We start from the raw sequence: 21,779 nt of genomic DNA, 5'->3' as shown, positions 1-21,779 counted from the left end.
TTTTCTCATCGGTAAATACGCGGACGGTTGACTCGGGCTCTCGGCGCATAACGCCTGTTATAGCCTCCGAGAGTCTTACGCGGTAACGCCATTTCACGGCGAAGCTCTTCCAATTCCGCAATCACATCATCAAGTGAGGGACTGGGTTTGTAACGGCGAGGGACATATTGCGAGCGATAAGCATCGGAGCTGCTCGGGTCAGCTTCCCAACTGAAAGGACTTGGCGATTCGTTGCGGGAGGCTTCTAGAGTTGCCTCTGCTTGATTAAATTGCGTGTAGGGATCCGCTGACTCAGACGCTTGAACTGAAGAAGTACCGGAAACCTCGTCAAGAGCGTGATTGACGTCTTTTGCTTGTTCGGTCAACGCCGTTTGCACATCGCTGACTGACTGCCTCAACCCTGCTGCAGAAGAGGCGATATCATCCCGAAGCTTCTTAATTTCAGCTAACTGAGATTCTCTCTCGAACTCCCCTTTTACCTGTGAAATATAGCTCTGAGCTTTGGCAAAAAAACGCCCTGCAGCCCTAGCTACCTCAGGCATTTTTTCAGGCCCAAGAACAACCAGAGCAACCACTCCGATAACAAGAATTTCCGTAAAACCGAGATCAAACATATCAAACAAAAAGCGGGCGAAGAACCTTCAGATCCCCGCCCAGAGCTTTCCGTTAAATCTATTTTTTAGCTTCGGTCTTTTCCTTAGCGGTCACATCAACCGTATTAGCGTTGGCATCATTGGCGACTTTCTTCGGCTCTTCTTCCTGACCTTCCTTGAGGCCTTCTTTAAAGCCCTTAATGCCGCCACCTAAGTCACGTCCCAAGTTTTTCAACTTGCTCGTACCAAAAACCAACACGACGATCACTAAAACGATCAACCAATGCCAAATGGAAAAACTTCCCATCTTTTAACTCCTACGCGGCCACGGTTGCGGGCCACCCATGACATGAATATGCAAATGGCCGACTTCCTGACCGCCATCACGACCCGTATTGATCACGACACGGAAACCATTCTGGCAGCCCTGCTCCTTGGCCAACTGAGGTACCAAAGCAAGCATTTTACCCAAAAGGGGCGTGTCTTCGGGTTGAGCTTCAGCCAAAGACACCAAATGTTTTTTCGGAATCAACAAAAAATGAATCGGCGCAGAAGGATTAATATCATGAAACGCCAACACGTCCTCATCTTCATAAACCTTCTTGCAAGGGATCTCTCCCTTGATGATTTTGCAAAAGATGCAGTCTTGCATAGTGTTTTCCTTTTTTAAATCCTTGCATCAGGCAATACGCTCAATCTGAGCACCCAATGCTGCCAATTTTACTTCCATATGGTCGTATCCACGATCCAAATGATAGATACGATCGACTATTGTTTCGCCCTTGGCGACAAGACCGGCAATGACAAGCGAGGCGGAAGCGCGCAAATCCGTAGCCATTACATTAGCCCCTGACAACGCTTCTACACCCGTTACCACAGCCGTATGACCATCGACCGTAATATTGGCTCCAAGTCGCTGAAGCTCTGGGACATGCATGAAACGATTTTCAAAAATGGTTTCAGTAATTCGACCGGTACCTTCGGCGATGGTATCAAGAGCCATAAATTGCGCTTGCATGTCTGTCGGGAATCCCGGGTGAGGAACTGTTCGTACGCTCACAGCCTTGGGGCGCTTATCAATACTTACTCGGATCCAATCATCACCAGTTTGAACAGTCGCGCCCGCTTCTCTTAATTTTTCCAACACAATGTCAAGCGTGTGGGGAGCGGCATGTGTTACCGTCACATCGCCTCTGGTCATCAACGCAGCCACCAAAAAACTTCCCGTCTCAATACGGTCCGGTAAAACAGAATGAGTTGCGCCGTGCAGCTCTGAGACGCCTTCCACTTCAATAACCGGCGTTCCGGCTCCTCGGATTTTCGCGCCCATGGCAATCAGGCAGTTGGCCAAATCAACCACTTCCGGTTCACGGGCGGCATTTTCAATAACCGTTGTCCCTTCCGCAAGCGTGGCGGCCATCAAAAGATTTTCTGTACCGGTTACTGTCACCATGTCGGTAACAATATGAGCACCTTTCAATCGTTTGGCTTTCGCAACCACATAACCGTGATCAATAACGACTTCAGCTCCTAAGGTTTGCAGGCCTTTAATATGCTGATCGACCGGTCTGGCACCAATAGCGCAGCCGCCTGGCAGCGACACTCTTGCCTCACCGAAACGGGCAAGCATCGGTCCTAAAGTAACGATGGAAGCTCGCATCGTTTTCACAAGTTCATAGGGAGCCGTCAGTGTCGTCAAACTCTTCGCATTAAGTCTCACCGTTTCTGTATCTGACGGACGTTCAACGGTCATTCCTAAGCCGCTTAGCAATTTGCCCATTGTCCGAATATCCGACAGATGCGGCACGTTATGCAAGACCAAATCATCGGCCGTTAAAAGAGAAGCCGCCAAAATCGGCAAAGCCGCATTTTTTGCTCCCGATGCCTTTACTTCACCTTTGAGGCGGCAGCCGCCTGTAACTTTCAGTTTTTCCATAGCTTTTCGATTTATCTCAGAGCCGCCAACGACGTACCTGTTCAATCATAATAAAAAATGATTTTTTATCTGCCTTCCAACGGATAATTTTGTTGCCAAAATTTTCAATTGATTAGATCTGGGCAGTGGAAGTCTTTTCACAATACGGGCGAATCAGTTCTCGAACACCGTAAAGCTTAGCCAAACTCCACATGCCTTCAGGCAAATTGACAATTTTTGCTTGTAACTTCTGCTGTTGAGCTTGTTGAAGCCACTTCAGGATCAAGGCCAAAAGAGCACTGTCGGCATTTCGGACCCCGGAACAATCAAACACTGCATCCGATTGCCCCAGAGCTCGCTTGGCCAGCTCTTCCCAATGTCCAATATCCTCAAACGTTACCGTTTCTTGATCAATTTTCATATTAAATTTCATCACCCGAGGTTTCACCCTCGGGCAACTTCCACATTTTTCTTACTTTTTGGCCGTTTCAGGGTGATCTACACGGTCCTGCATTCGACGAATCAACCCTTCAATGCCTTCCTGTGCAGCGATATTGCCGTACTGGTTACGGTAATTGCTGACAAGCCACACGCCTTCGACATTAACATCAATAACCTTCCAGCCCTGATCTTTGATATTGCGAAGACGGTAAACCATCTGCACTTCCGGTTTACCGGGATCAGAAATAGAACTCATCCCCGTTCTGACAATGGCTTCGGTTCCATCATTTTGTCCGCGAGGCAAAATACGAACTTTTTGATCTTTAGCCATGCTCAGCCCGCCGGAATAAACCTGGATGAGCGTTTCGCGGAATAAATGCTGCAATTGTTCACGCTGCTCAGGCGTTGCTTGGCGCCATTTCGGACCAACGGCCATACGAGTCATTCTCAGGAAATCGACAGCAGGCATCATTTTTTCATCAACCAAGGCTTCCACAGCCTTTTTTTCGCCTTGCTGCAGTTTAGGATCTTTCTTAATTGCATCCAAAATTTCGTTGGAAACCTTAAGAACGAACTCTTCGGGAGATTGTGTACTCGGAGCTGAGGCTGCAGGCAATGCAGCACAAGTCAGCGCCAAACACCCGACAAACGCCATAAAAACACGACGCAACATAGGATTTTCTCCTTTAATCTTCGTAATCCTCGTCTTCGAACTCGTCTTCAATCAACACCAACGGAGGGTTGCCGTCCCAGACGAGATTCTCACGATTTTGCAGATAGGCTTCACGCACTGCAACATAGGGATCCAATGCTGTTTGTAGCATTGCATCCGTAGCCAACAATTTTGCTCGAGTATCAATGACCTTCAGAGCACCCAAGCCCACAGCATACGGATAGCGTTCACTTCTATCCCAGAAAATATATGTCGTCGGATCCGTAGCCCAATCCACAGGAATAGAGGCGGTATCTCGAGCAGTACTCGGTCCCAAGAATGGCCAAACAATGTAGGGACCTGGTCCCACTCCCCATGTGCCCAACGTTTCACCGAAATCTTCCGGGGCGTATTCCAAGTTCATGTGAGAGGCCACATCAAAAAGCCCGGCAATACCGACCGTTGAATTGATCAGGAAACGCGCAAAGCTCACCGCGCCTTCTTTAAATTTCCCTTGCAGGAAATTGTTGAGCATATTGCCTGGTTCACCCAAATTGGAGAAAAAGTTACTGACACCGTCTTGAACAGGAGTCGGTACATAATCCGCGTAACTTTGGGCAATAGGATGAAGCACATACTCGTCCATCGTCATGTTGAAAGCATGAGTCTGACGATTAAATGTTTCCCAAGGATCGTTGGGATTTTCACCAGAATTCGGCGGCACCACCGCACAGGAGGCCAGGGCCGAACTCAGCGCGATAGCTATAAGAGAGCGTTTGAGCGTAGTCTTCATAGCCGGATTATTCCTTATCTTTATTTTCTACAAAACTGTACATGAATTTGCTGATCATCTGCTCAAGCACCATAGCCGACTGCGTACGACGAATCTTGCCGCCCGTTTCCAAAACTTCTTCATCGGCACCGGCAACAAATCCGATGTATTGTTCGCCCAGAAGACCGGAAGTTAAAATTTGTGCTTCCGTATCCGTTGGGAACTGATATTGCGAGTCAATTGTCATTGTCACGCGAGCTTGGAAGAGTTCGTTATCAAAATTCACGCTCTCAACGCGGCCGATGACAACACCAGCGCTTTTTACCGGCGCTCTGGGTTTCAGACCACCGATATTGTCAAACATTGCCTCCACCGTATAGGTTTTCTGAGACCATGAAAAACTTCCCAAATTGGCGGCCTGAAGTGCCGTAAAAAGCAACGCGGCAAAGCCGGCAACAACAAAAAGCCCCACCATGAGCTCAACTCCGCGTTTGCGATCTGCTTTTCGTTCCATCGAAAACCCCTTTCTAAACCGAGAACATCAGGGCTGTCATAATGAAGTCGAGCCCTAAAACCATCAACGAAGAAATGACCACCGTACGAGTCGTCGCACGTGAGACGCCCTCCGGAGTCGGCCTTGCGTTGTAGCCTTGATAAAGAGAAATTAATCCTACTGCAACAGCGAAAACCACAGATTTGATAACACTATTGCCTACGTCTGAAAACACATCCACGCCGGCTTGCATCTGTGACCAGAATGCACCGCCATCGACCCCAATCATCACAACACCGACGATCCAAGCGCCGAAAATACCGACAGCGGTAAAAATACAAGCCAATAGCGGCAATGAAATCAGTACCCCCCAGAAACGAGGCGCCAACACACGACGAACGGGATCCACACCCATCATTTCCATGGCGGCCACCTGTTCTCCGGCTCGCATCAAACCGATTTCTGCAGTAAGCGACGTACCGGCCCGTCCGGCAAAAAGCAATGCCGCCACAACCGGGCCCAATTCACGAGCCAATGACAAAGCAACCATGACACCCAAGGCTTGCTCACTGCCGTAACTGACCAAAATGTAGTAACCCTGAAGCGCCAAGACAAATCCGACAAACAACCCTGAAACAGCAATAATCAGCAGGGAGTAGTTACCGATGAAGTGAATTTGTTGAACCACAAGCCAAAAACGGGCCAAAGAGGCGGGCAACTCTTTAAAAAGCTGCAGCGCAAAAATGGCCATTCGTCCGACATGGCGGACTTGTTCCAGAGTCCAGGCGCCTAAATCAATCAATGCATTCATGGTGCGTGTACTCCAAATTCTTCTGCAATCGGCTCGGCCGGATAATGGAAAGCCACCGGACCGTCCGGAGCACCATCAATAAATTGACGAACGTAAGGATCAGTCGAAGCGGATAACTCCTGCGGAGTTCCTTCTGCAGCGATCCGTCCTGACGAAATCATGTAGACATAATCGGCGATAGCAAAAGTCTCCGGTACATCGTGCGTGACAATGATGCTCGTCGCATTGAGAGCATCATTTAAATCACGGATCAGCCGAGCAGTCACCCCCATAGAAATCGGATCCAACCCGGCAAACGGTTCGTCATACATGATAAGTTCTGGATCCAGGGCCGTTGCACGAGCCAGTGCCACACGACGCGACATCCCGCCAGAAATTTCGCTGGGCATCAAATCAGCCGCACCACGAAGGCCGACGGCATTTAATTTCATCAACGCCATACGAATAATCAATTCTTCACTGAGCTTTGTCTGCTCGCGCAACGGAAAGGCAACGTTATCCAAAACGGACATATCGGTAAAGAGTGCTCCAAATTGAAAGAGCATCCCCATGCGGCGACGTTGCGCGTAAAGTTTTTCCTTATCTGACGTATCCAGCGGTTCGCCATCGATTAAAATTGTGCCTTTATCTGGGGTTTCAATTCCGCCAATTAACTTTAAAAGCGTTGTTTTCCCCATGCCAGAGCCGCCCATAATGGCAACAACCTGCCCACGGCCGAAATGCAGCGTCACATCATCGAGAATGACACGGCGACCGTATCCAAAAGTTACGTCTTGAACTGTTACAAAATCACTCACTCGTGATTCCTTTTTCGGCAATCAATATCAATAGACTGAATAAGCATTCAGAATTTTTCAATTATACGCTGAGATCAGCCCTATCCCACTTAATAATGCGGTTCAAATCGAACACTGCGGGCAATCCCTAAATCCGTCAACCGTTGGTCATCGTTAGCGATGATTTTGAAGTGTTCGGCGACATCATCGGGCACATCCATAACATGACCGGTTTTATAGTTGATATAAACCCATTCCGTTGCGCCGAGGCTAACCACGCGGGAGCCGCGTTTAATCGCGTAACGGCGAAGCGATCGAGGACCGGAAAGGTTTTCAACCCAAGAATAAATTGTCAATTCATCGCCTTCATAGCACGGTCTCAAATACTCGATCCAATGTTCTCTGGCGACCCAGACTTCGCCACGCTCCAAACATTCCTTCGCTCCGCACCCTAAAGAAGCGGCGTGAGCCATCGCTGCTTTTTCCATCCAACGAAGGTATTCCCGATTATTGACATGTTTCAAAATATCAATGGATTCCGGACCAACCTTAAAACTGTGTTGATAAATATCGATCATTTTTCTGTACTAATCTTGAAAAGAAAGTTGAAAGCATAGCGAATTTTGGCAAAAAGGCGCTCGCTTCGTCGACATTTTTTCATATCTCCTTAAATTTGTTACGGTATTTTTTCGTTAAGTGCTCGCAAAATACCCCCTAAAACGGTAGTATTCTGTCCGTTCGGTTGCTGGTTCAAGATCGGTTTATTTATTCCCCCTTTTCATTTTTTCTCCTTGGCCCAACTGTCCCGAATTCTGACTGATATGAAGACAAATAAAACTCAAAAATCTTGGTTCAAAAAAGCGTTGAAGTGGCTGGCCATCTCCGGTTTCTGCGGTGCAGGAGCGGCTATTGGCATGGGACTTGTTGTCTTTTCTGTTGTCTACTATCAACTGCCGCCCATTGACGCATTAACACAGTATCGTCCCAAAGTGCCCCTGCGCATTTACACCGCCGACGGTGATCTAATCGGCGAATTTGGTGAAGAACGCCGTGATTACGTCCCGTTTGACGAAATTCCCCGGCACGTCAAGTTGGCAATCCTTGCTGCTGAAGATAATGGTTTTTATGAGCACTCCGGCATTGAATTCATGGGAATTGCACGCGCCGCGCTCGCCAACCTCATCACTGGCCGTCGCGGACAAGGTGGCAGCACCATCACGATGCAGGTAGCAAGAAACTTTTTCTTGAGTTCTGAAAGAAGCTACACCCGCAAGCTTTACGAAGTAGCCTTAGCTTTCAAAATTGAACAAAATCTCTCCAAAGACAAGATTTTTGAGGTCTATGCCAACCAGATCTTCTTAGGTCACCGCTCCTACGGGTTCGGCAGTGCCGCAAAAACCTACTTTGGAAAAGATCTCCGGGATCTTTCCATTTCGGAAGCCGCCGTCTTGGCCGGTCTGCCCGTTGCGCCGAGTGCTTATAACCCGTTGGTGAATATGCGCCGTGCTACGATGCGCCGCAACTATGTTTTGGGACGAATGTTCAATCTGGGCTACATTGATGAGATCACCTATGCTTCGGCCATAGCTCAGCCGATTGAAGTTCGTCAAAGCACCGCCGAACAGCAAAAAACGCAACTGCAAACTCAGGAGCTGCACGCCGGCTACATTGCTGAACTTGCGCGCATGCTGATGCTACCTTATTTCAAGGACACCATTTATGATCAAGGCATCAATGTCTACACGACCATCAGAAGCCGCGATCAATTAATTGCCAGCAACACCGTTCGACAGAACATGATTGAGTACGATCGTCGCTACGGTTATCGCGGTGTGGAAGGCTATGCCGATATTTCCCATGAAGACACGCGTGAAGCTAATATCCGAATGGCCTTATCAAAGGTGATATCCAGCTCCAACCTTTTGCCGGGGGTAGTCACGCAATTAACACCAAAATTGATGACTGTTCAACTCTATAACGGTGAAACGGTCTCTTTGGATGCTAAGGGCTTTGCCTTTGCCCAACGCTTTATCGCTCAAAAGGGTAAAACGCTTAAAGGCCGCTACAAGGAAAAAGAATTGCGAGTCGGAGCCGTGGTGCGTGTCACTCAGGACAACAAAGGCAAATGGTCTTTGGGACAAATTCCTGCTGTAGAAAGCGCCTTTATTTCGGCTAACTTTAATACCGGTGCCATTTATTCACTGGTGGGTGGATTTGACTTTAAGATCAATCAATTCAATCACGTCACTCAAGCTTGGCGTCAACCGGGTTCGAGTTTCAAACCCTTTATCTATTCTGCGGCTCTCGATAAGGGCTTTACTCCAGCCACGATCATCAATGATGCTCCGCTTTCCATTGATCCGCGTTTAACCGGCGGCAAACTGTGGGAACCAAGAAATGATGATCGTAAATACGACGGTCCGATGACACTGGCCGATGCAATCGCCCGTTCCAAGAACTTGGTCTCGATTAGAATCGTCCAGGCCATTGATCCTTATTACGCCCAGCAATACATTTCTCGGTTTGGCTTTGACCCGAAGAACCATCCGCCGCTTCTGACCTTGGCTTTGGGGGTTGGCTCCGTTACGCCCTGGGAAATGGTAGCCGGCTACTCCGTTTTCGCCAACGGTGGTTATTTAGTGCAACCCTACTTGATTGAAAAAGTAACCGACTCCGAAGGCAACGTACTCATGCAGGCGCACAATGCCAAGGTTGGTGACGGTGCACCGCGCACCATTGATGCTAGAAACGCTTACGTGATGAATTCTTTGTTGCACGGTGTGGCCGTTCGCGGAACGGGTCGCCGTGCCGGAAACGCCTTAAAGCGTGAAGACATGGGGGTTAAAACCGGTACGACCAACGATGCTCTTGACGCGTGGTTCGCGGGCTACGCCGGTGAAATCACCGCGGTGGGTTGGATGGGTTACGACCAACCGAAATCGCTTGGCGCCAATGCTTACGGTGCTGGACTTGTCTTGCCTGTGTGGGTCAATTACATGAAGGCCGTTTTAAAGAATGCGCCAGAATACTACCGACCTCAACCGGCTGACGTCGCCGAAATCAACGGTCAGCCCTTCTATGCGGATCAGGTTGGCGATACAGTCCAAACCCTAGGACTTGGAGAAACAAGCACTCCGGGCGAAGTCGATCCGATCACAGAAACCATCCGTGATCAGATTTTCTAACGTATAACCGTCTTACGCGATAAGCTCGACCGCTCGGCCGAGCTTTTGCGTCAATAGCGAGGACAGATCTTTAAAAATGCTTCGTCTGGTGCAAGTGTCAAGCCACTCTCCGGCATTTCGTTCGTAGTGATGGCCACCTTTTACGCTTGCAAGCCACAACTGTTGAGTCGGTGTCTGACTATTGATGACAATTTGAAAGCCGTCATCAAATTCTATGGTCAAAACATTACCCTGACGATCAACGTCTAAATCGTCATCGACCGCTTCGACAGCCGATTGGATTCGTTGTAAAGTTGACTCTGCGAGTTCGATAAACTCCGTTTCCGTCATTTTTAACCGTTAATACATGCAAAACATGAGACAGATTTTAGCGATTTTGGCTGCCGCCGTTCTTTTGACGGCCTGCGGCATTAAAGGTGATCTTTATTTACCCGACCGCGGACAGGCTCCGCAGGAATCGGTTTCGGATATCGAAGCCGATCCCCTCAACGTACCTGAATAGTCAAGTACCATGGGTTCTCTGCCGTCCGCTCATTTTTCCTACCGCGCCTCGTCACTATACTGTGAGGAGGTGGCGCTCTGTGACTTGGCTAGCCAATACGGCACGCCTTTGTACGTCTACTCACGTCAAACCATTGAAGAGGCTACGCAAAAGTATGAGACGGCTTTCTGCAATATAGCCCACAAGTTGTGTTACGCCGTCAAGGCGAATTCCAACCTGGCCATTCTGAAAATTCTTCAAAAGAGAGGATGGGGATTTGACATTGTCTCTCTGGGAGAATTGGCTAGAGTTCTGCAGATCGGAGCTGATCCTAAAAAAATCGTTTTTAGCGGAGTGGGAAAAACTGAGGAAGAAATTCGAGTGGCGTTGTCCGCTGGGGTTGGGGTTTTCAACATTGAAAGTGAACCGGAATTTGAACGCCTGGCAAAAATTGCCGCTCAGATGCATTGCAGACCTCGGGTTTATTTCCGAGTTAACCCGGATGTTGACGCGCACACTCACCCCTATATTTCCACGGGATTAAAGACCAATAAGTTTGGCGTTGATTTTTACAGTGCCTTCGGCTTATTGAAACGAGCCGCTGTTTGTGAATCTGTTGAACTTGCCGGAATAGACTGTCATATCGGCTCTCAACTGACCTCTTTTGAGCCGTATTTTGATGCCTGCGACAGGCTATTGGATTTACTAAAGAAGCTTCGTGCCGCCGGAATTGAACTAAAAGACATTGATTTCGGGGGCGGCGTCGGCGTCTGTTATCGGGATGAAACAGTCGAACCCATTGAAAATCTTGTTCTCGGTTTAAAAAGCCGATTGACCCAAAGCGGTTTTGATCACTTGAGAATCGTCATGGAGCCGGGCCGTTCCATTGTCGCGGCTGCCGGTCTTCTTTTGTGTTCTGTGCAATATGTCAAGACAACGCCGGTTAAACACTTTCTGATTACCGATGCCGGCATGAACGATCTGATTCGTCCGGCTCTTTATGCCGCTTGGATGCCGGTGTTGCCCATCCGCCAGAGTGATTGTCCCGAAGTACTCTTTGATGTTGTAGGACCGGTTTGTGAATCCAGCGACTGGCTCGCCAGAGACCGCGTCCTGCCCGCTCAAGCCGGAGAACTTTTAGCCGTAACAATGGCAGGCGCCTATGGCATGAGTATGGCTTCGCGTTATAACTCCAGAAGACTGCCCGCTGAAGTCCTGGTTAGTGGCAAAACATCGCAATTAATTCGCAGACGGGATTCCTTGGAAGATCTTTGGACAAACGAAATCGTCCCTGCCGATATCTAATCTGCCTTAAGTCTTTTAACTTATTGAGAAATTAGGGATTTTTTCTATATACGAGCTAGTTCATCAGTGGTAAATTGCTTTGCAGCTTTTTTGTATTAATAGCTGATTTACCACCATGGATTGGCTTATTGCATTATTTTCCACCCCGAATTCGATCGCTCATATTTTGCTAGCCTATTCCATCGTTATTGCGTTGGGAATGGCGCTGGGCAAAATAAAAATTTTCGGGGTCTCTCTCGGTGTTACCTTTGTTTTATTTACAGGCCTTTTGCTCAACTATCTCGGCATGAAGGTCGATCCCACTGTTCTGGGTTTTATTCGTGACTTCGGACTCATTCTCTTTGTCTTTTTTATCGGTTTGCAAGTGGGGCCGTCTTTCTTTTCATCCTTTAAAAGTGGAGGAATCGTTTTAAACGGACTGATGGTGCTCGCAGTCGTTTTAAGCGTCATCGTTACGATTGTCCTTTACTTTTGCTTCTCTGACACGCTTTCCCTGGCTCAGATGCTCGGAGTTCATTACGGTGCCGTCACAAACACGCCGGGTTTGGGTGCCACCCAAGAGGCCCTTGCTCAACTCAATTACCAAGGTGAAGACATTGCGGTGGCTTATGCGTGTGCCTACCCGCTTGGTGTGGTGAGTATCATCGGTACCGCCATTGCCCTCCGTTTTATCTTCAAAATTGACATGAAGGAAGAAGACCAGCATTGGGAAGCGGAAGAAAAAGCCTCCAACCACGTTTCTATTTTCTTTCACGTGTGCGTCACAAACCGGGCGCTAGAAGGTCGAAGCATTGGAGACATCCGCGCCTTTATTGCTCGTCCGTTTATCTGTTCACGCATTTTGCATGACGGAGTTATTTCCAGCCCCAGTTCTGAATCTCTGGTTCATGTGGGCGACGTTGTGCGCATCGTCTCCGGGGAAGAAAATAAGGACGCCATTGTGGCGTTTTTCGGCGAAGAAGATAAAAAGGCAGATCTGGCAACGGAGCACTCCCCCATCACCAGCAAACGCCTATCGGTTACTCGTACGGAAATAAACGGACTGACCGTTGCCGATTTGCATTTAAGTCATTCTGACGGAGTCAATATCACCCGCGTTTATCGAGCAGGTATGCAGCTTTTCCCGTATCAAAATCTGCATATTCAAATGGGCGATGAACTGTATTGCGTAGGCCCAGTCAATTCCATCAAACGATTGGAAGATCGTTTAGGCAATAAGATCAAGCGATTGGAACACCCCAATCTGATTGCTATCTTCATTGGCATTGCCGTGGGCATTCTCTTTGGCTCTCTTCCAATTGTCATCCCCGGTATGCCCGTTCCGTTAAAACTTGGCTTAGCGGGCGGTCCGCTTATTATTGCGATTTTGTTTGGGCGGTTCGGTTCTTTATTCCGTCTGGTCACTTATACGACTTCTTCGGCCAACCTAATGCTACGCGAATTAGGCATTTCTCTTTTCCTTGCCAGCGTGGGACTGGCTGCCGGTGAAAATTTTGTGGACGCGCTTTTAGTTGGTAACGGCCCTCTTTATGTTGTTTTAGGTCTGTTGGTGACAATCATTCCGCTTTTAACAGTGGGCTGTATTGCCAGACACTTTTTTCACATCAACTACCATAGCATTGTGGGTTTAATGGCAGGTGCAACGACTGATCCGCCCACCCTTGCCTACGCAGCCACATTGTCAGAGAAAAACTCTTCTGCTGTTGCCTACTCAACGGTTTACCCCTTGGCTATGTTTTTGAGAATTTTGACCGGACAGCTCGTCTTACTGATCATGTGGTCCTTTGTCAGCGTTGCCTGAGTCTAAAACCCGAAGTTTAGCTTCGGGTTTTATTTGCCCAAAACTTAAACTACGCATAAGATTGGCGATCTAATATGTCAACCCAATAAAAATTACGAGGAACACGTTTTGAGTTTATTCGATAGCGCCCGATTTCGCCTTTCTGTCTCTCAGCTTCAAGGCTTGCCCGTCGGAGACGTTCCGGAGATTGCCTTTGCCGGACGCTCTAATGCGGGGAAATCGACCACCATTAACGTTCTGACACGTCAGGGACGTCTGGCTTTTGCCTCAAAGACTCCAGGACGCACACAACTGATCAATTTTTTTGATCTCAGTAAAAAAGACGAACACGGTCACCGACAACGCGTTGCCTCGCTTGTGGACCTACCCGGCTACGGCTTTGCCAAAGCCGCCGAAGGTACACGAAAGACCTGGTCGGAATTAATTGGCGGTTATTTAGCCTCTCGGGATACGCTCACTGGTATCGTGGTTGTCATGGATGCCCGACGTCCTTTTATGCCCACCGATGAATGGGTTATTGATTTTTTAAATACCCGCCCGGTTAGGATGCACTTTTTACTCAATAAAAGTGATCAGCTCAACAACCAGGCAAAAAAAGAAACACTATACAAAGTAAGAGCCCGCGCAGCAGAAATCGGACCCCATGTTTCTGTTCAGCTTTTTTCAGGTTTGAAACGGGAAGGTGTTGACGAATTGCGCGAAACACTTTTGCGTTGGATTCGTCGCGAAGAACTTTCCGCCTGACGTTATTTTTAATAGGACACTGATAAATGCACGTCTTAGGTCATTATCCTCAAAAGCGTATGCGTCGCATGCGTCATGATGAATTCTCTCGCCGCTTAATGCGCGAAAACACGCTGACGGCTTCAGATTTGATTTTGCCGGTTTTTGTCATGGAAGGTGAAGGCCGTCGCCAAGCCGTTCCGACCATGCCGGGAGTCGAACGAATGACGCCTGATGAACTTTGCAAAGTGGCTCAGGAAATGGTTGATCTGGGCATTCCTATGATCGCTCTTTTCCCGGCAATCGAAGATCATCTGAAAACACCCGATGGCCGCGAAGCCGCCAATCCTGACGGTTTGATTCCAAGAGTCGTTCGTATGCTCAAGGAAAAATTCCCGCAATTGGGAGTTATGTGTGACGTAGCACTTGACCCCTACACAACCCACGGCCAAGACGGTTTAATTGACGAAACGGGCTATATTCTCAATGACGAAACCATTGAAATGCTCGTTCAGCAATCGCTTGCTCAAGCCCGAGCAGGCGCTGACGTAGTAGCTCCTAGTGACATGATGGACGGTCGCATCGGCGTTATCCGCGAAGCTTTGGATAAAGAGGGTTTCATCCATACCCGTATCATGGCTTATTCGGCTAAATATGCCAGTGCTTTCTATGGCCCCTTCCGTGATGCCGTAGGCTCTGCTGCCAACCTTGGTAAGAGCAATAAAGCGGTCTACCAAATGGATCCTGCCAACAGCGATGAAGCTCTCTGGGAAGTGGGTTTAGATTTGGAAGAGGGTGCCGACATGGTTATGGTCAAACCGGGCCTACCCTACTTAGATGTTCTGCGTCGTGTCAAGGATGAATTCCAAGCGCCGACTTTTGCCTATCACGTCAGCGGCGAATATGCCCTTTTGAAAGCCGCAGCCGCTGCAGGCTATATCGATGAAAAGAAGTTCACGCTTGAAACCATGATGTGCTTTAAGCGCGCCGGCGCCGACGGTATCCTCACGTATTGTGCATTGGATGTCGCTCGTTGGCTCAAAGACACACCGGTTAGTCTCTAAAACGACCTTTTAACAATGCCGCCTGAAATTTCCAGGCGGCATTATTTTAATAGCCTCTCAAGCGTCTTAATTCGCGCCCCTCGCGCTTCGTAGGTCGTCCTTTGGAGGTTCTGTCCAAAGCGGGTTCAACAGCCAATTTACGAAGCGCCGCTCGCTCCTCACGTCGACGCTGTCCTTCTTCGGTCTCCATATAAAGCTCTCGGGCAACTGAAGCCGGTCCTCTTTGTAGACTGAAACCGGCCACCAACACCTCGAAAACATCCTCTCCGCGATGAATTTCCAACTTATCTGACAGTTTGACTTCTTTAGCGGGTTTAATGCGTTCACCATTGAGCTTTACCCGCCCTAGCTCGACGGCTTCCTGCGCCAAACTTCTCGTTTTGAAAAATCGTGCGGCCCACAGCCATTTGTCAATTCTTTCACTTGTGAGTTCTGTCATATCCATGTCTAAACAAAATTATTTTATGGGCCAAATCCGATCAAGGAATTTAGAAATAAATTTCACGAGGATACCAACCAAAAAAGCCGATATCACAGTACCTTCGCGAATTCCATAAATTTCATTAAGGAAGAACCATCCAAGAATCGCGGCTAAAACGACCATCGTGACATCATTGCCGATTTTAATGCGGTAAAAAGGCTGACGACTGACCACTGATACTGCAATCACGAGACCCTCACCCGGCAGAGGAATACTTTTTGACCGAATTTCAAAAGCAACGCCCAAAGCCAAAAATGCATTACCGACAAGCGACAACAAGAGTAACAACCAATAGCTATCGGAATGGATACCGGACAAAAACCACATCCAAAAGTCAGTACATAAGCTAAACAGAAAAACCAATGGAATTTGTAAAAAATTCAGTTTCGAAAATTCTTTACGCAGCAAAAGAATTTGGATGCACAGAAAAACAATATTGCATAAAAAGGTAGTCGTTCCAAATGTTAAGCCGCTGATTTTAGAGAGTGCCCAAGGCAGACTGCTAATTGGCGTTGTACCAAGGTGTACGGCTGAAATTAAACAGATTCCAAACGACATGAAAACAATACCGAGCAGAAGTTGCCCAACATTGCCTAAAGCAGGAGGTAAATTCAGTTTCATTTGAGAGGTGAGAACGAAAAAAGGGAAGTTCTACAGCGAACTCCCCTTCCATTAACCTGAACGTTTAGCGTTCAAATTATTCAGCTTTCTTAGCTTCTTCGGTGGCTTCTACAACCGGGGCGGTCTTTTCAACCAATTCCATGTAAGCCATCGGGGCGTTATCGCCAACGCGGAAACCCATCTTCAAGATGCGGGTATAACCGCCGTTGCGAGCTGCAAAGCGCGGGCCGAGAACGGTAAAGAGCTTCGTAACCATTTCGCGATCGCGCAAACGAGCGAAAGCCAAACGGCGGTTAGCAACCGTGTCAACCTTAGCGAGCGTGATCATCGGTTCAACGACGCGACGCAATTCTTTAGCCTTGGGCAACGTGGTCTTGATGGCTTCGTGACGCAACAAAGAATTCATCATGTTGCGGAGCATAGCCAAACGGTGGGCGCTGGTACGATTCAGCTTACGTAAACCATGACGGTGACGCATTTTTATTTTTTCCTATAAAAGTTAGTCTTTCAGCTCCATTGACGGAGCTCTTTCCCATCTTCTTCTATCCGAGACATCTCGGCGGGCGGGTATATACGGATCAAAGAAGACCCGAAGGACGAGATTTTATTCTCTCGTCCTTCATTTGGCAAGTGATGCCAAAATTAGTGTTGGTCAAGACCGGCGGGAGGCCAGTTTTCCAACTTCATGCCCAAGGTCAAACCGTGAGCAGCCAACACTTCCTTGATTTCATTCAAGGACTTGCGGCCAAGATTCGGCGTCTTGAGCAATTCGTTTTCAGTGCGTTGAATCAAGTCACCAATATAGAAGACTTGTTCACCCTTCAAGCAGTTGGCAGAACGAACCGTCAACTCGAGGTCATCAACCGGACGCATGAGAATCGGATCAAGCGGCGGCGGGTTGTTAACATCTTCTTCCTGAGCGACCTTACCGGCTTGTTCGCTCTTGATGGAACCGAAGACCGTCAATTGGTCTTGCAAGATGTAAACGGCTTCGCGCAAAGCTTCTTCCGGTTCAATAGCACCGTTGGTTTCGATCGTCATGACGAGTTTATCAAGGTCAGTGCGTTGAGCCACACGAGCTGCGCTCACTTCATAGGCGACACGGCGGATCGGGCTAAAGGAGGCATCCATGATGATACGACCGATTGTGGTCTTGGAATAGTCATCACGGAAGGCACGCATATCACCAGGTTGGTAACCGCGACCCTTTTCCACCTTCACTTGCATATCCAACTTACCATTGGCAGCCAAGTGAGCAATAACATGATCCGGATTGATAACGGTCACGTCATGGGGCAAATCAAAATCAGCAGCCGTCACAACACCTTCGGTGCTCTTGCGAAGCGTCAAGGTCACTTCGTCGCGACCTTCAAGCTTGAAAACCACTCCCTTTAAGTTCAAGAGGATATCAACGACATCTTCGAGAACGCCATCAATTTGGGAGTATTCATGAACAACACCCGCAATTTGAGCTTCCGTGGGAGCATAGCCGACCATGCTAGCGAGCAAAATACGGCGAAGTGCATTACCCAACGTATGACCGTAGCCACGTTCAAAAGGTTCAAGGGTGATAACTGCAAGATTAGGATTGTTTTCGTCAACCACAGCTTCAATGGTGGTCGGCTTCAACAAAGTAGTATTGGCCATTTTGTAGACTGTCCTTTTCAATACCCTCGGCTCGTTACACCGATAAGGCTGATGGATGGTCTGGGGCTATGTAGATGAAATGCGATCGGCGCCCCAACAGGACCGATCGCACGAATTTTAGCAGGATCGACACATTCGCGCGCACTACACCGAATGTGCCGTCCGACTGACTATTAACGAGAATAGAATTCGACGACCAAGGATTCGTCAACGTCTTGACAAATTTCGTCGCGGGCCGGAAGGGCCTTAAACGTGCCTTCGAACTTCTTCGCGTCAACAGAAACCCAAGACGGGAAACCGACTTGAGCAGCCAGTTCCAAAGCTTCCGTAATACGGGCTTGCTTTTGGGACTTTTCGCGAATAGAGATAACATCACCGGGTTTGACACGGTAAGAAGGAATATTCACCTTGTTACCATTGACCAAAACGGCGCAGTGGCTCACCAATTGGCGAGCTTCAGCACGGGTAGAACCGAAACCCATGCGATAAACAACGTTGTCCAAACGGCTTTCGAGCAAGTCGAGAAGCACTTCACCGGTATGGCCCTGTTCACGTTGGGCTTCGGCGAAGTAACGACGGAATTGGCGTTCGAGAACACCATACATGCGACGCACCTTTTGCTTTTCACGCAATTGGGCGGCGTAACCCGATTGACGAGCACCGGAAGTTTTACCGTGCTGGCCCGGTTTGGTGATCGTATCGGTACCCTTGCCGACTTTGCTCGACAAGGAACGGCGCGCGCTCTTCAAATTAAGGTCACAACCCTCGCGGCGCGCGAGCTTGAGTTTGGGACCGGTATATCGTGCCATTTAAAATGCCTCTCTTATCCTGTGATCACAGTCACATTCAGTCTGTCTATCCTCATAAACAGACGCGGGATTAGAAAAAGTAGTTAGACGCGACGACGCTTGGACGGACGCACACCATTGTGAGGAATGGGGGTCACGTCTTGAATCGACGTCACACGAATGCCAAGCGCATTGAGCGCACGCACGCTGGATTCACGGCCGGGGCCAGGACCCATGATGCGAACTTCGACATTCTTCAAACCATATTCAAGAGCAATACGACCAGCATGTTCGGCTGCAACTTGTGCGGCGAACGGAGTGGATTTACGAGAGCCCTTAAAACCTTGTGCGCCAGAAGACGACGCGGCAATCGCGTTGCCTTGGCGGTCGGTGATCGTGATGATCGTGTTGTTGAAGGAAGCGTGAACGTGCGCGATCCCTTCCGTAACGACCTTCTTCACCTTCTTGCGAGCACGTTGCTGAGCAACTTGCTGACTGCTAGGAGTTTTGCCAGCCATTGTTATCCTTTAATGTTTACTTCTTAAGCGCGACGCCAACCTTCTTCGGGCCCTTACGCGTACGAGCATTCGTACGAGTACGTTGGCCACGCACGGGCAGGCCGCGACGATGACGCATACCACGATAAGTGCCTAAGTCGATGAGGCGCTTAATCGAGAGTTGAACTTCACGACGCAAGTCACCTTCAATGGTGTACTGACTGATCGCATCACGGATGCGTTCGAGTTCAGCGTCGTCGAGATCCTTGATTTTCTTGGTGTATTCCACGCCAACTTTAGACAAAATGTCGCGAGCGCGAGAACGGCCGATACCATAAATGGCAGTCAAACCGATTTCGGCATGTTGGTTCGGCGGAATGTTAATACCGGCAATACGAGCCATCTTTTACCTCTTTAGCCTTGACGCTGTTTGTGACGCGGATCAGAGCAGATCACACGGACAACGCCTTTGCGCTTAATGATCTTGCACTTGCGGCACATTTTTTTGACCGAAGCGTTAACCTTCATTGTTATCTCCAACCGTGTTTTACACGGATCATTGCTGTCCACACGACAGGAAGTTCGAGAGGATACTCTCTTTTTCCCGACTCTTCAAGTTTTACCCTGACGTAGTGCACCAGAGTTCACTTTTCTGAGACAGAATCGGGAGAAGATCGCTCTCCTCCTCATTCTGCGTGCCCTCAAGGCGTGAAGTATGGCCTTGAGCGGACTCATTCATTTGTCCAACCGGAAATTACATTCCGGCAGAACCAAAGCCCTTGAAGTTAGTCTTCTTGAGCAAATTCTCATACTGTTGCGACATCATGTATGCCTGAACCTGGCTCATGAAGTCCATCGTCACGACCACAACGATCAACAACGATGTACCGCCGAAGTAGAACGGAACGTTGAAACGCATGTTCAAGAATTCCGGCACCAAGCAGACAAACACCAAGTAAATCGCACCGCCAAGCGTCAAACGCAACAACACTTTATCGATGTAGCGAGACGTTTGTTCACCGGGGCGAATACCAGGGACGAACGCACCACTCTTTTTCAAATTCTCTGCCGTTTCACGCGGATTGAAAACCAAAGCCGTGTAGAAATAGGCAAAGAAAACAATCATTGCAGCGTAAAGCAATGTGTACAGCGGTTGACCAGGTGACAAGGCCGCAGCCAAGTCACGAATCCAACGGGTAGAGTCTCCGCTTGTAAACCAACCAGCCAAAGTCGCCGGGAACAAAATCAATGAAGAAGCAAAAATCGGAGGAATAACACCCGACATATTCATCTTCAAAGGCAAGTAGGACGTTTGACCGCCATAGAGACGATTGCCGACCTGACGCTTAGCATAGTTCACCGTGATACGACGTTGACCGCGTTCGATGAAGACCACAAAAGCCGTCACCAACGCAACAATGGCGATCACAAAAATCGAAGACAAGGGACTGATAGCACCCGTGCTCACCAACTGGAACAAACCGGAGATTGCAGAGGGCAATCCGGCAACGATACCAGCGAAGATGATGATGGAGATACCGTTCCCCAAACCGCGTTCGGTGATTTGTTCACCGAGCCACATCAAAAACATCGTACCCGTCACCAAGGAAACGATACATGTGAATCTGAACATAAAGCCCGGATCCAACACGAGGCCTGCTTGGCTTTCGAGTGCGACAGCGATACCAAACGCTTGGAATACACCCAACAACAACGTGCCATAGCGCGTGTATTGAGTGATCTTACGGCGTCCAGATTCGCCTTCTTTACGCAAACTTTCAAGCGAGGGGAGCACATAGGACAGCATCTGCATAATAATGGATGCAGAGATGTACGGCATGATCCCCAAGGCAAACACTGAGAAGCGCGATAAAGCGCCACCAGAGAACATGTTGAACAGCCCGAGAATGCCTCCCTGTTGTTCCTGGAACAAACGGGAAAGCATGTCGGGATCGATACCCGGCACCGGCACGTGAGCGCCGATGCGGTAAACGACTAGAGCAAGCAGCAGGAAGATGATACGGCGCTTCAAATCGCCGTACTTCGGGCCGCTTGCTTGATTGGAACTAGGGCTGGTCGCCACGTTGTTCTTCCTAAAAAGCGAGTTACTCTTCCACAGAGCCGCCGGCAGCTTCAATAGCAGCCTTGGCACCCTTTGTGGCGCTCAAGCCGCGCAACACGACCTTACGGGAAATTTCCCCGGATTGGATCACGCGAGCGGACAAAGCGCGAGCAGAAACGATGTTGGCAGCCTTCAAGACAGCCAAATCAATTTCTTCCACAGACAAACCTTGGAGTTCGTTCAAGCGAACTTCTTCGCAGAAACGACGCGTCAAAGACGTGAAACCACGCTTCGGCAAGCGACGATGCAGCGGCATTTGACCGCCTTCGAAGCCCACCTTGTGGAAGCCACCGGCGCGGGACTTTTGACCCTTGTGGCCACGACCGGCCGTCTTGCCCCAACCGGAACCCACACCACGACCAACGCGGTGACGAGCGCTCTTAGAACCCACAGCGGGTTGCAAAGTATTTAATTGCATCATCTACCCCTAATTACTCGGCACGAACCAAGTAGGCAACCTTCGTGATCATACCGCGCACGGCAGGCGTGTCTTCGAGTTCACGTGTTTGGTTCATCTTAGACAAGCCCAAGCCACGCAACGTAGCACGGTGATCGGCCTTCGTGCCGATCGGGCTCTTGATCAACGTAACTTTAATGGTCTTCTTAGCCAT

General features: G+C 48.9%; 29 protein-coding genes. 6 read left to right on the top strand and 23 right to left on the bottom strand.

Annotation, left to right across the window (positions count from 1 at the left end):
• Positions 1 to 5: 5 nt before the first annotated feature.
• The 11 genes from tatB to M3080_RS02410 all read right to left on the bottom strand — a co-directional run bounded on the left by tatB (position 6) and on the right by M3080_RS02410 (position 7,031).
• Positions 6 to 614: a Sec-independent protein translocase protein TatB gene (gene tatB, locus M3080_RS02460; protein WP_249091719.1), complete on the bottom strand. Its 609-nt coding sequence runs from the start codon at positions 612 to 614 to the stop codon at positions 6 to 8.
• A 58-nt stretch (positions 615 to 672) separates the two neighbouring features.
• Complete coding sequence (tatA, locus tag M3080_RS02455) at positions 673 to 900, bottom strand: Sec-independent protein translocase subunit TatA (RefSeq protein WP_022472200.1); 228 nt, start codon at positions 898 to 900, stop codon at positions 673 to 675.
• Positions 901 to 903: 3 nt separating this feature from the next.
• Entirely contained in the window at positions 904 to 1,245 is a 342-nt protein-coding gene (locus tag M3080_RS02450) for a histidine triad nucleotide-binding protein (protein ID WP_022472201.1), read from the bottom strand.
• Positions 1,246 to 1,272: 27 nt separating this feature from the next.
• Positions 1,273 to 2,529, bottom strand: a complete 1,257-nt coding sequence (gene murA / locus M3080_RS02445; protein ID WP_022472202.1) for a UDP-N-acetylglucosamine 1-carboxyvinyltransferase — start codon at positions 2,527 to 2,529, stop codon at positions 1,273 to 1,275.
• Between the two features lie 112 nt (positions 2,530 to 2,641).
• A complete protein-coding gene (locus M3080_RS02440; protein WP_022472203.1) occupies positions 2,642 to 2,929 on the bottom strand; it encodes an STAS domain-containing protein in 288 nt (95 codons plus the stop codon).
• Between the two features lie 51 nt (positions 2,930 to 2,980).
• Positions 2,981 to 3,622 (bottom strand): MlaC/ttg2D family ABC transporter substrate-binding protein, encoded by a 642-nt coding sequence (locus tag M3080_RS02435; RefSeq protein ID WP_022472204.1) that lies wholly within the window; start codon positions 3,620 to 3,622, stop codon positions 2,981 to 2,983.
• 13 nt (positions 3,623 to 3,635) lie between these two features.
• Positions 3,636 to 4,394: an MlaA family lipoprotein gene (locus M3080_RS02430; protein ID WP_022472205.1), complete on the bottom strand. Its 759-nt coding sequence runs from the start codon at positions 4,392 to 4,394 to the stop codon at positions 3,636 to 3,638.
• Positions 4,395 to 4,401: 7 nt separating this feature from the next.
• Positions 4,402 to 4,887 carry an outer membrane lipid asymmetry maintenance protein MlaD gene (gene mlaD, locus M3080_RS02425; RefSeq protein WP_022472206.1) on the bottom strand — a complete coding sequence of 162 codons (486 nt, stop codon included), beginning with the start codon at positions 4,885 to 4,887 and terminating at the stop codon, positions 4,402 to 4,404.
• A 13-nt stretch (positions 4,888 to 4,900) separates the two neighbouring features.
• Positions 4,901 to 5,677 (bottom strand): lipid asymmetry maintenance ABC transporter permease subunit MlaE, encoded by a 777-nt coding sequence (gene mlaE, locus M3080_RS02420; RefSeq protein WP_022472207.1) that lies wholly within the window; start codon positions 5,675 to 5,677, stop codon positions 4,901 to 4,903.
• On the bottom strand, positions 5,674 to 6,474 hold the full coding sequence (locus tag M3080_RS02415; protein ID WP_022472208.1) for an ABC transporter ATP-binding protein: 801 nt from the start codon (positions 6,472 to 6,474) through the stop codon (positions 5,674 to 5,676). Before M3080_RS02415 ends, mlaE begins: the two co-directional genes overlap by 4 nt.
• Positions 6,475 to 6,563: 89 nt before the next feature.
• Positions 6,564 to 7,031 carry an acyl-CoA thioesterase gene (locus M3080_RS02410; protein ID WP_249091717.1) on the bottom strand — a complete coding sequence of 156 codons (468 nt, stop codon included), beginning with the start codon at positions 7,029 to 7,031 and terminating at the stop codon, positions 6,564 to 6,566.
• 243 nt (positions 7,032 to 7,274) lie between these two features.
• Between M3080_RS02410 and M3080_RS02405 the strand changes: the two genes are divergently transcribed.
• Positions 7,275 to 9,638 (top strand): penicillin-binding protein 1A, encoded by a 2,364-nt coding sequence (locus tag M3080_RS02405; protein ID WP_249091716.1) that lies wholly within the window; start codon positions 7,275 to 7,277, stop codon positions 9,636 to 9,638.
• A gap of 12 nt (positions 9,639 to 9,650) precedes the next feature.
• Here M3080_RS02405 and cyaY read toward each other — a convergent pair whose 3' ends face one another.
• Positions 9,651 to 9,968 carry an iron donor protein CyaY gene (gene cyaY / locus M3080_RS02400; RefSeq protein ID WP_022472211.1) on the bottom strand — a complete coding sequence of 106 codons (318 nt, stop codon included), beginning with the start codon at positions 9,966 to 9,968 and terminating at the stop codon, positions 9,651 to 9,653.
• A 25-nt stretch (positions 9,969 to 9,993) separates the two neighbouring features.
• Here cyaY and lptM point away from each other — a divergent pair, with 25 nt between their 5' ends.
• The 5 genes from lptM to hemB all read left to right on the top strand — a co-directional run bounded on the left by lptM (position 9,994) and on the right by hemB (position 15,012).
• Entirely contained in the window at positions 9,994 to 10,140 is a 147-nt protein-coding gene (lptM, locus tag M3080_RS02395) for an LPS translocon maturation chaperone LptM (RefSeq protein WP_249091715.1), read from the top strand.
• Positions 10,141 to 10,149: 9 nt separating this feature from the next.
• Positions 10,150 to 11,424, top strand: a complete 1,275-nt coding sequence (lysA, locus tag M3080_RS02390) for a diaminopimelate decarboxylase (protein WP_249091714.1) — start codon at positions 10,150 to 10,152, stop codon at positions 11,422 to 11,424.
• A 115-nt stretch (positions 11,425 to 11,539) separates the two neighbouring features.
• Positions 11,540 to 13,225 carry a putative transporter gene (locus tag M3080_RS02385; protein ID WP_249091713.1) on the top strand — a complete coding sequence of 562 codons (1,686 nt, stop codon included), beginning with the start codon at positions 11,540 to 11,542 and terminating at the stop codon, positions 13,223 to 13,225.
• A 108-nt stretch (positions 13,226 to 13,333) separates the two neighbouring features.
• Positions 13,334 to 13,969 carry a ribosome biogenesis GTP-binding protein YihA/YsxC gene (yihA, locus tag M3080_RS02380; protein WP_249091712.1) on the top strand — a complete coding sequence of 212 codons (636 nt, stop codon included), beginning with the start codon at positions 13,334 to 13,336 and terminating at the stop codon, positions 13,967 to 13,969.
• A 26-nt stretch (positions 13,970 to 13,995) separates the two neighbouring features.
• Positions 13,996 to 15,012 (top strand): porphobilinogen synthase, encoded by a 1,017-nt coding sequence (gene hemB / locus M3080_RS02375; protein WP_249091711.1) that lies wholly within the window; start codon positions 13,996 to 13,998, stop codon positions 15,010 to 15,012.
• Positions 15,013 to 15,058: 46 nt separating this feature from the next.
• Here hemB and M3080_RS02370 read toward each other — a convergent pair whose 3' ends face one another.
• The 11 genes from M3080_RS02370 to rpmD all read right to left on the bottom strand — a co-directional run bounded on the left by M3080_RS02370 (position 15,059) and on the right by rpmD (position 21,779).
• Complete coding sequence (locus tag M3080_RS02370; RefSeq protein WP_249091710.1) at positions 15,059 to 15,451, bottom strand: RNA-binding S4 domain-containing protein; 393 nt, start codon at positions 15,449 to 15,451, stop codon at positions 15,059 to 15,061.
• 18 nt (positions 15,452 to 15,469) lie between these two features.
• Positions 15,470 to 16,114, bottom strand: a complete 645-nt coding sequence (locus tag M3080_RS02365) for a YczE/YyaS/YitT family protein (RefSeq protein WP_022472218.1) — start codon at positions 16,112 to 16,114, stop codon at positions 15,470 to 15,472.
• 76 nt (positions 16,115 to 16,190) lie between these two features.
• Entirely contained in the window at positions 16,191 to 16,592 is a 402-nt protein-coding gene (gene rplQ / locus M3080_RS02360) for a 50S ribosomal protein L17 (protein WP_022472219.1), read from the bottom strand.
• A 164-nt stretch (positions 16,593 to 16,756) separates the two neighbouring features.
• The gene (locus tag M3080_RS02355) at positions 16,757 to 17,761 is read right to left on the bottom strand and encodes a DNA-directed RNA polymerase subunit alpha (RefSeq protein WP_022472408.1); all 1,005 of its coding nucleotides are present in this window, start codon (positions 17,759 to 17,761) and stop codon (positions 16,757 to 16,759) included.
• Positions 17,762 to 17,934: 173 nt separating this feature from the next.
• On the bottom strand, positions 17,935 to 18,570 hold the full coding sequence (gene rpsD / locus M3080_RS02350) for a 30S ribosomal protein S4 (protein ID WP_022472409.1): 636 nt from the start codon (positions 18,568 to 18,570) through the stop codon (positions 17,935 to 17,937).
• 83 nt (positions 18,571 to 18,653) lie between these two features.
• A complete protein-coding gene (rpsK, locus tag M3080_RS02345; RefSeq protein WP_022472410.1) occupies positions 18,654 to 19,067 on the bottom strand; it encodes a 30S ribosomal protein S11 in 414 nt (137 codons plus the stop codon).
• Positions 19,068 to 19,083: 16 nt separating this feature from the next.
• The gene (gene rpsM, locus M3080_RS02340; protein WP_022472411.1) at positions 19,084 to 19,449 is read right to left on the bottom strand and encodes a 30S ribosomal protein S13; all 366 of its coding nucleotides are present in this window, start codon (positions 19,447 to 19,449) and stop codon (positions 19,084 to 19,086) included.
• Between the two features lie 11 nt (positions 19,450 to 19,460).
• Positions 19,461 to 19,574 carry a 50S ribosomal protein L36 gene (gene rpmJ, locus M3080_RS02335; RefSeq protein ID WP_008810441.1) on the bottom strand — a complete coding sequence of 38 codons (114 nt, stop codon included), beginning with the start codon at positions 19,572 to 19,574 and terminating at the stop codon, positions 19,461 to 19,463.
• A gap of 226 nt (positions 19,575 to 19,800) precedes the next feature.
• A complete protein-coding gene (gene secY, locus M3080_RS02330) occupies positions 19,801 to 21,129 on the bottom strand; it encodes a preprotein translocase subunit SecY (RefSeq protein WP_022472412.1) in 1,329 nt (442 codons plus the stop codon).
• A gap of 22 nt (positions 21,130 to 21,151) precedes the next feature.
• A complete protein-coding gene (gene rplO / locus M3080_RS02325; protein WP_022472413.1) occupies positions 21,152 to 21,586 on the bottom strand; it encodes a 50S ribosomal protein L15 in 435 nt (144 codons plus the stop codon).
• Positions 21,587 to 21,599: 13 nt separating this feature from the next.
• Positions 21,600 to 21,779 carry a 50S ribosomal protein L30 gene (rpmD, locus tag M3080_RS02320; RefSeq protein WP_022472414.1) on the bottom strand — a complete coding sequence of 60 codons (180 nt, stop codon included), beginning with the start codon at positions 21,777 to 21,779 and terminating at the stop codon, positions 21,600 to 21,602.

The sequence above is a fragment of the Parasutterella secunda genome, from assembly GCF_023336895.1.
Taxonomy (GTDB): Bacteria; Pseudomonadota; Gammaproteobacteria; order Burkholderiales; family Burkholderiaceae_F; genus Aphodousia; species Aphodousia faecalis.
Note: the sequence above shows the minus strand (reverse complement) of the source record. Positions and strands in the feature narration are given on the sequence as shown.

Bases quoted from the DNA above. Each gene is read 5' to 3' on its own strand.
- rpsD (WP_022472409.1), bottom strand. From the start codon at position 18,570: ATGGCACGATATACCGGTCCCAAACTCAAGCTCGCGCGCCGCGAGGGT.
- M3080_RS02355 (WP_022472408.1), bottom strand. From the start codon at position 17,761: ATGGCCAATACTACTTTGTTGAAGCCGACCACCATTGAAGCTGTGGTT.
- lysA (WP_249091714.1), top strand. From the start codon at position 10,150: ATGGGTTCTCTGCCGTCCGCTCATTTTTCCTACCGCGCCTCGTCACTA.
- M3080_RS02385 (WP_249091713.1), top strand. From the start codon at position 11,540: ATGGATTGGCTTATTGCATTATTTTCCACCCCGAATTCGATCGCTCAT.
- M3080_RS02370 (WP_249091710.1), bottom strand. From the start codon at position 15,451: ATGACAGAACTCACAAGTGAAAGAATTGACAAATGGCTGTGGGCCGCA.
- rpmJ (WP_008810441.1), bottom strand. From the start codon at position 19,574: ATGAAGGTTAACGCTTCGGTCAAAAAAATGTGCCGCAAGTGCAAGATC.
- mlaD (WP_022472206.1), bottom strand. From the start codon at position 4,887: ATGGAACGAAAAGCAGATCGCAAACGCGGAGTTGAGCTCATGGTGGGG.
- mlaE (WP_022472207.1), bottom strand. From the start codon at position 5,677: ATGAATGCATTGATTGATTTAGGCGCCTGGACTCTGGAACAAGTCCGC.
- tatB (WP_249091719.1), bottom strand. From the start codon at position 614: ATGTTTGATCTCGGTTTTACGGAAATTCTTGTTATCGGAGTGGTTGCT.
- hemB (WP_249091711.1), top strand. From the start codon at position 13,996: ATGCACGTCTTAGGTCATTATCCTCAAAAGCGTATGCGTCGCATGCGT.
- M3080_RS02430 (WP_022472205.1), bottom strand. From the start codon at position 4,394: ATGAAGACTACGCTCAAACGCTCTCTTATAGCTATCGCGCTGAGTTCG.
- rpsM (WP_022472411.1), bottom strand. From the start codon at position 19,449: ATGGCTCGTATTGCCGGTATTAACATTCCGCCGAACCAACATGCCGAA.
- murA (WP_022472202.1), bottom strand. From the start codon at position 2,529: ATGGAAAAACTGAAAGTTACAGGCGGCTGCCGCCTCAAAGGTGAAGTA.
- lptM (WP_249091715.1), top strand. From the start codon at position 9,994: ATGAGACAGATTTTAGCGATTTTGGCTGCCGCCGTTCTTTTGACGGCC.
- M3080_RS02450 (WP_022472201.1), bottom strand. From the start codon at position 1,245: ATGCAAGACTGCATCTTTTGCAAAATCATCAAGGGAGAGATCCCTTGC.
- rplQ (WP_022472219.1), bottom strand. From the start codon at position 16,592: ATGCGTCACCGTCATGGTTTACGTAAGCTGAATCGTACCAGCGCCCAC.
- M3080_RS02440 (WP_022472203.1), bottom strand. From the start codon at position 2,929: ATGAAAATTGATCAAGAAACGGTAACGTTTGAGGATATTGGACATTGG.
- M3080_RS02435 (WP_022472204.1), bottom strand. From the start codon at position 3,622: ATGTTGCGTCGTGTTTTTATGGCGTTTGTCGGGTGTTTGGCGCTGACT.
- rplO (WP_022472413.1), bottom strand. From the start codon at position 21,586: ATGCAATTAAATACTTTGCAACCCGCTGTGGGTTCTAAGAGCGCTCGT.
- tatA (WP_022472200.1), bottom strand. From the start codon at position 900: ATGGGAAGTTTTTCCATTTGGCATTGGTTGATCGTTTTAGTGATCGTC.
- M3080_RS02365 (WP_022472218.1), bottom strand. From the start codon at position 16,114: ATGAAACTGAATTTACCTCCTGCTTTAGGCAATGTTGGGCAACTTCTG.
- cyaY (WP_022472211.1), bottom strand. From the start codon at position 9,968: ATGACGGAAACGGAGTTTATCGAACTCGCAGAGTCAACTTTACAACGA.
- M3080_RS02405 (WP_249091716.1), top strand. From the start codon at position 7,275: ATGAAGACAAATAAAACTCAAAAATCTTGGTTCAAAAAAGCGTTGAAG.
- M3080_RS02410 (WP_249091717.1), bottom strand. From the start codon at position 7,031: ATGATCGATATTTATCAACACAGTTTTAAGGTTGGTCCGGAATCCATT.
- rpmD (WP_022472414.1), bottom strand. From the start codon at position 21,779: ATGGCTAAGAAGACCATTAAAGTTACGTTGATCAAGAGCCCGATCGGC.
- rpsK (WP_022472410.1), bottom strand. From the start codon at position 19,067: ATGGCTGGCAAAACTCCTAGCAGTCAGCAAGTTGCTCAGCAACGTGCT.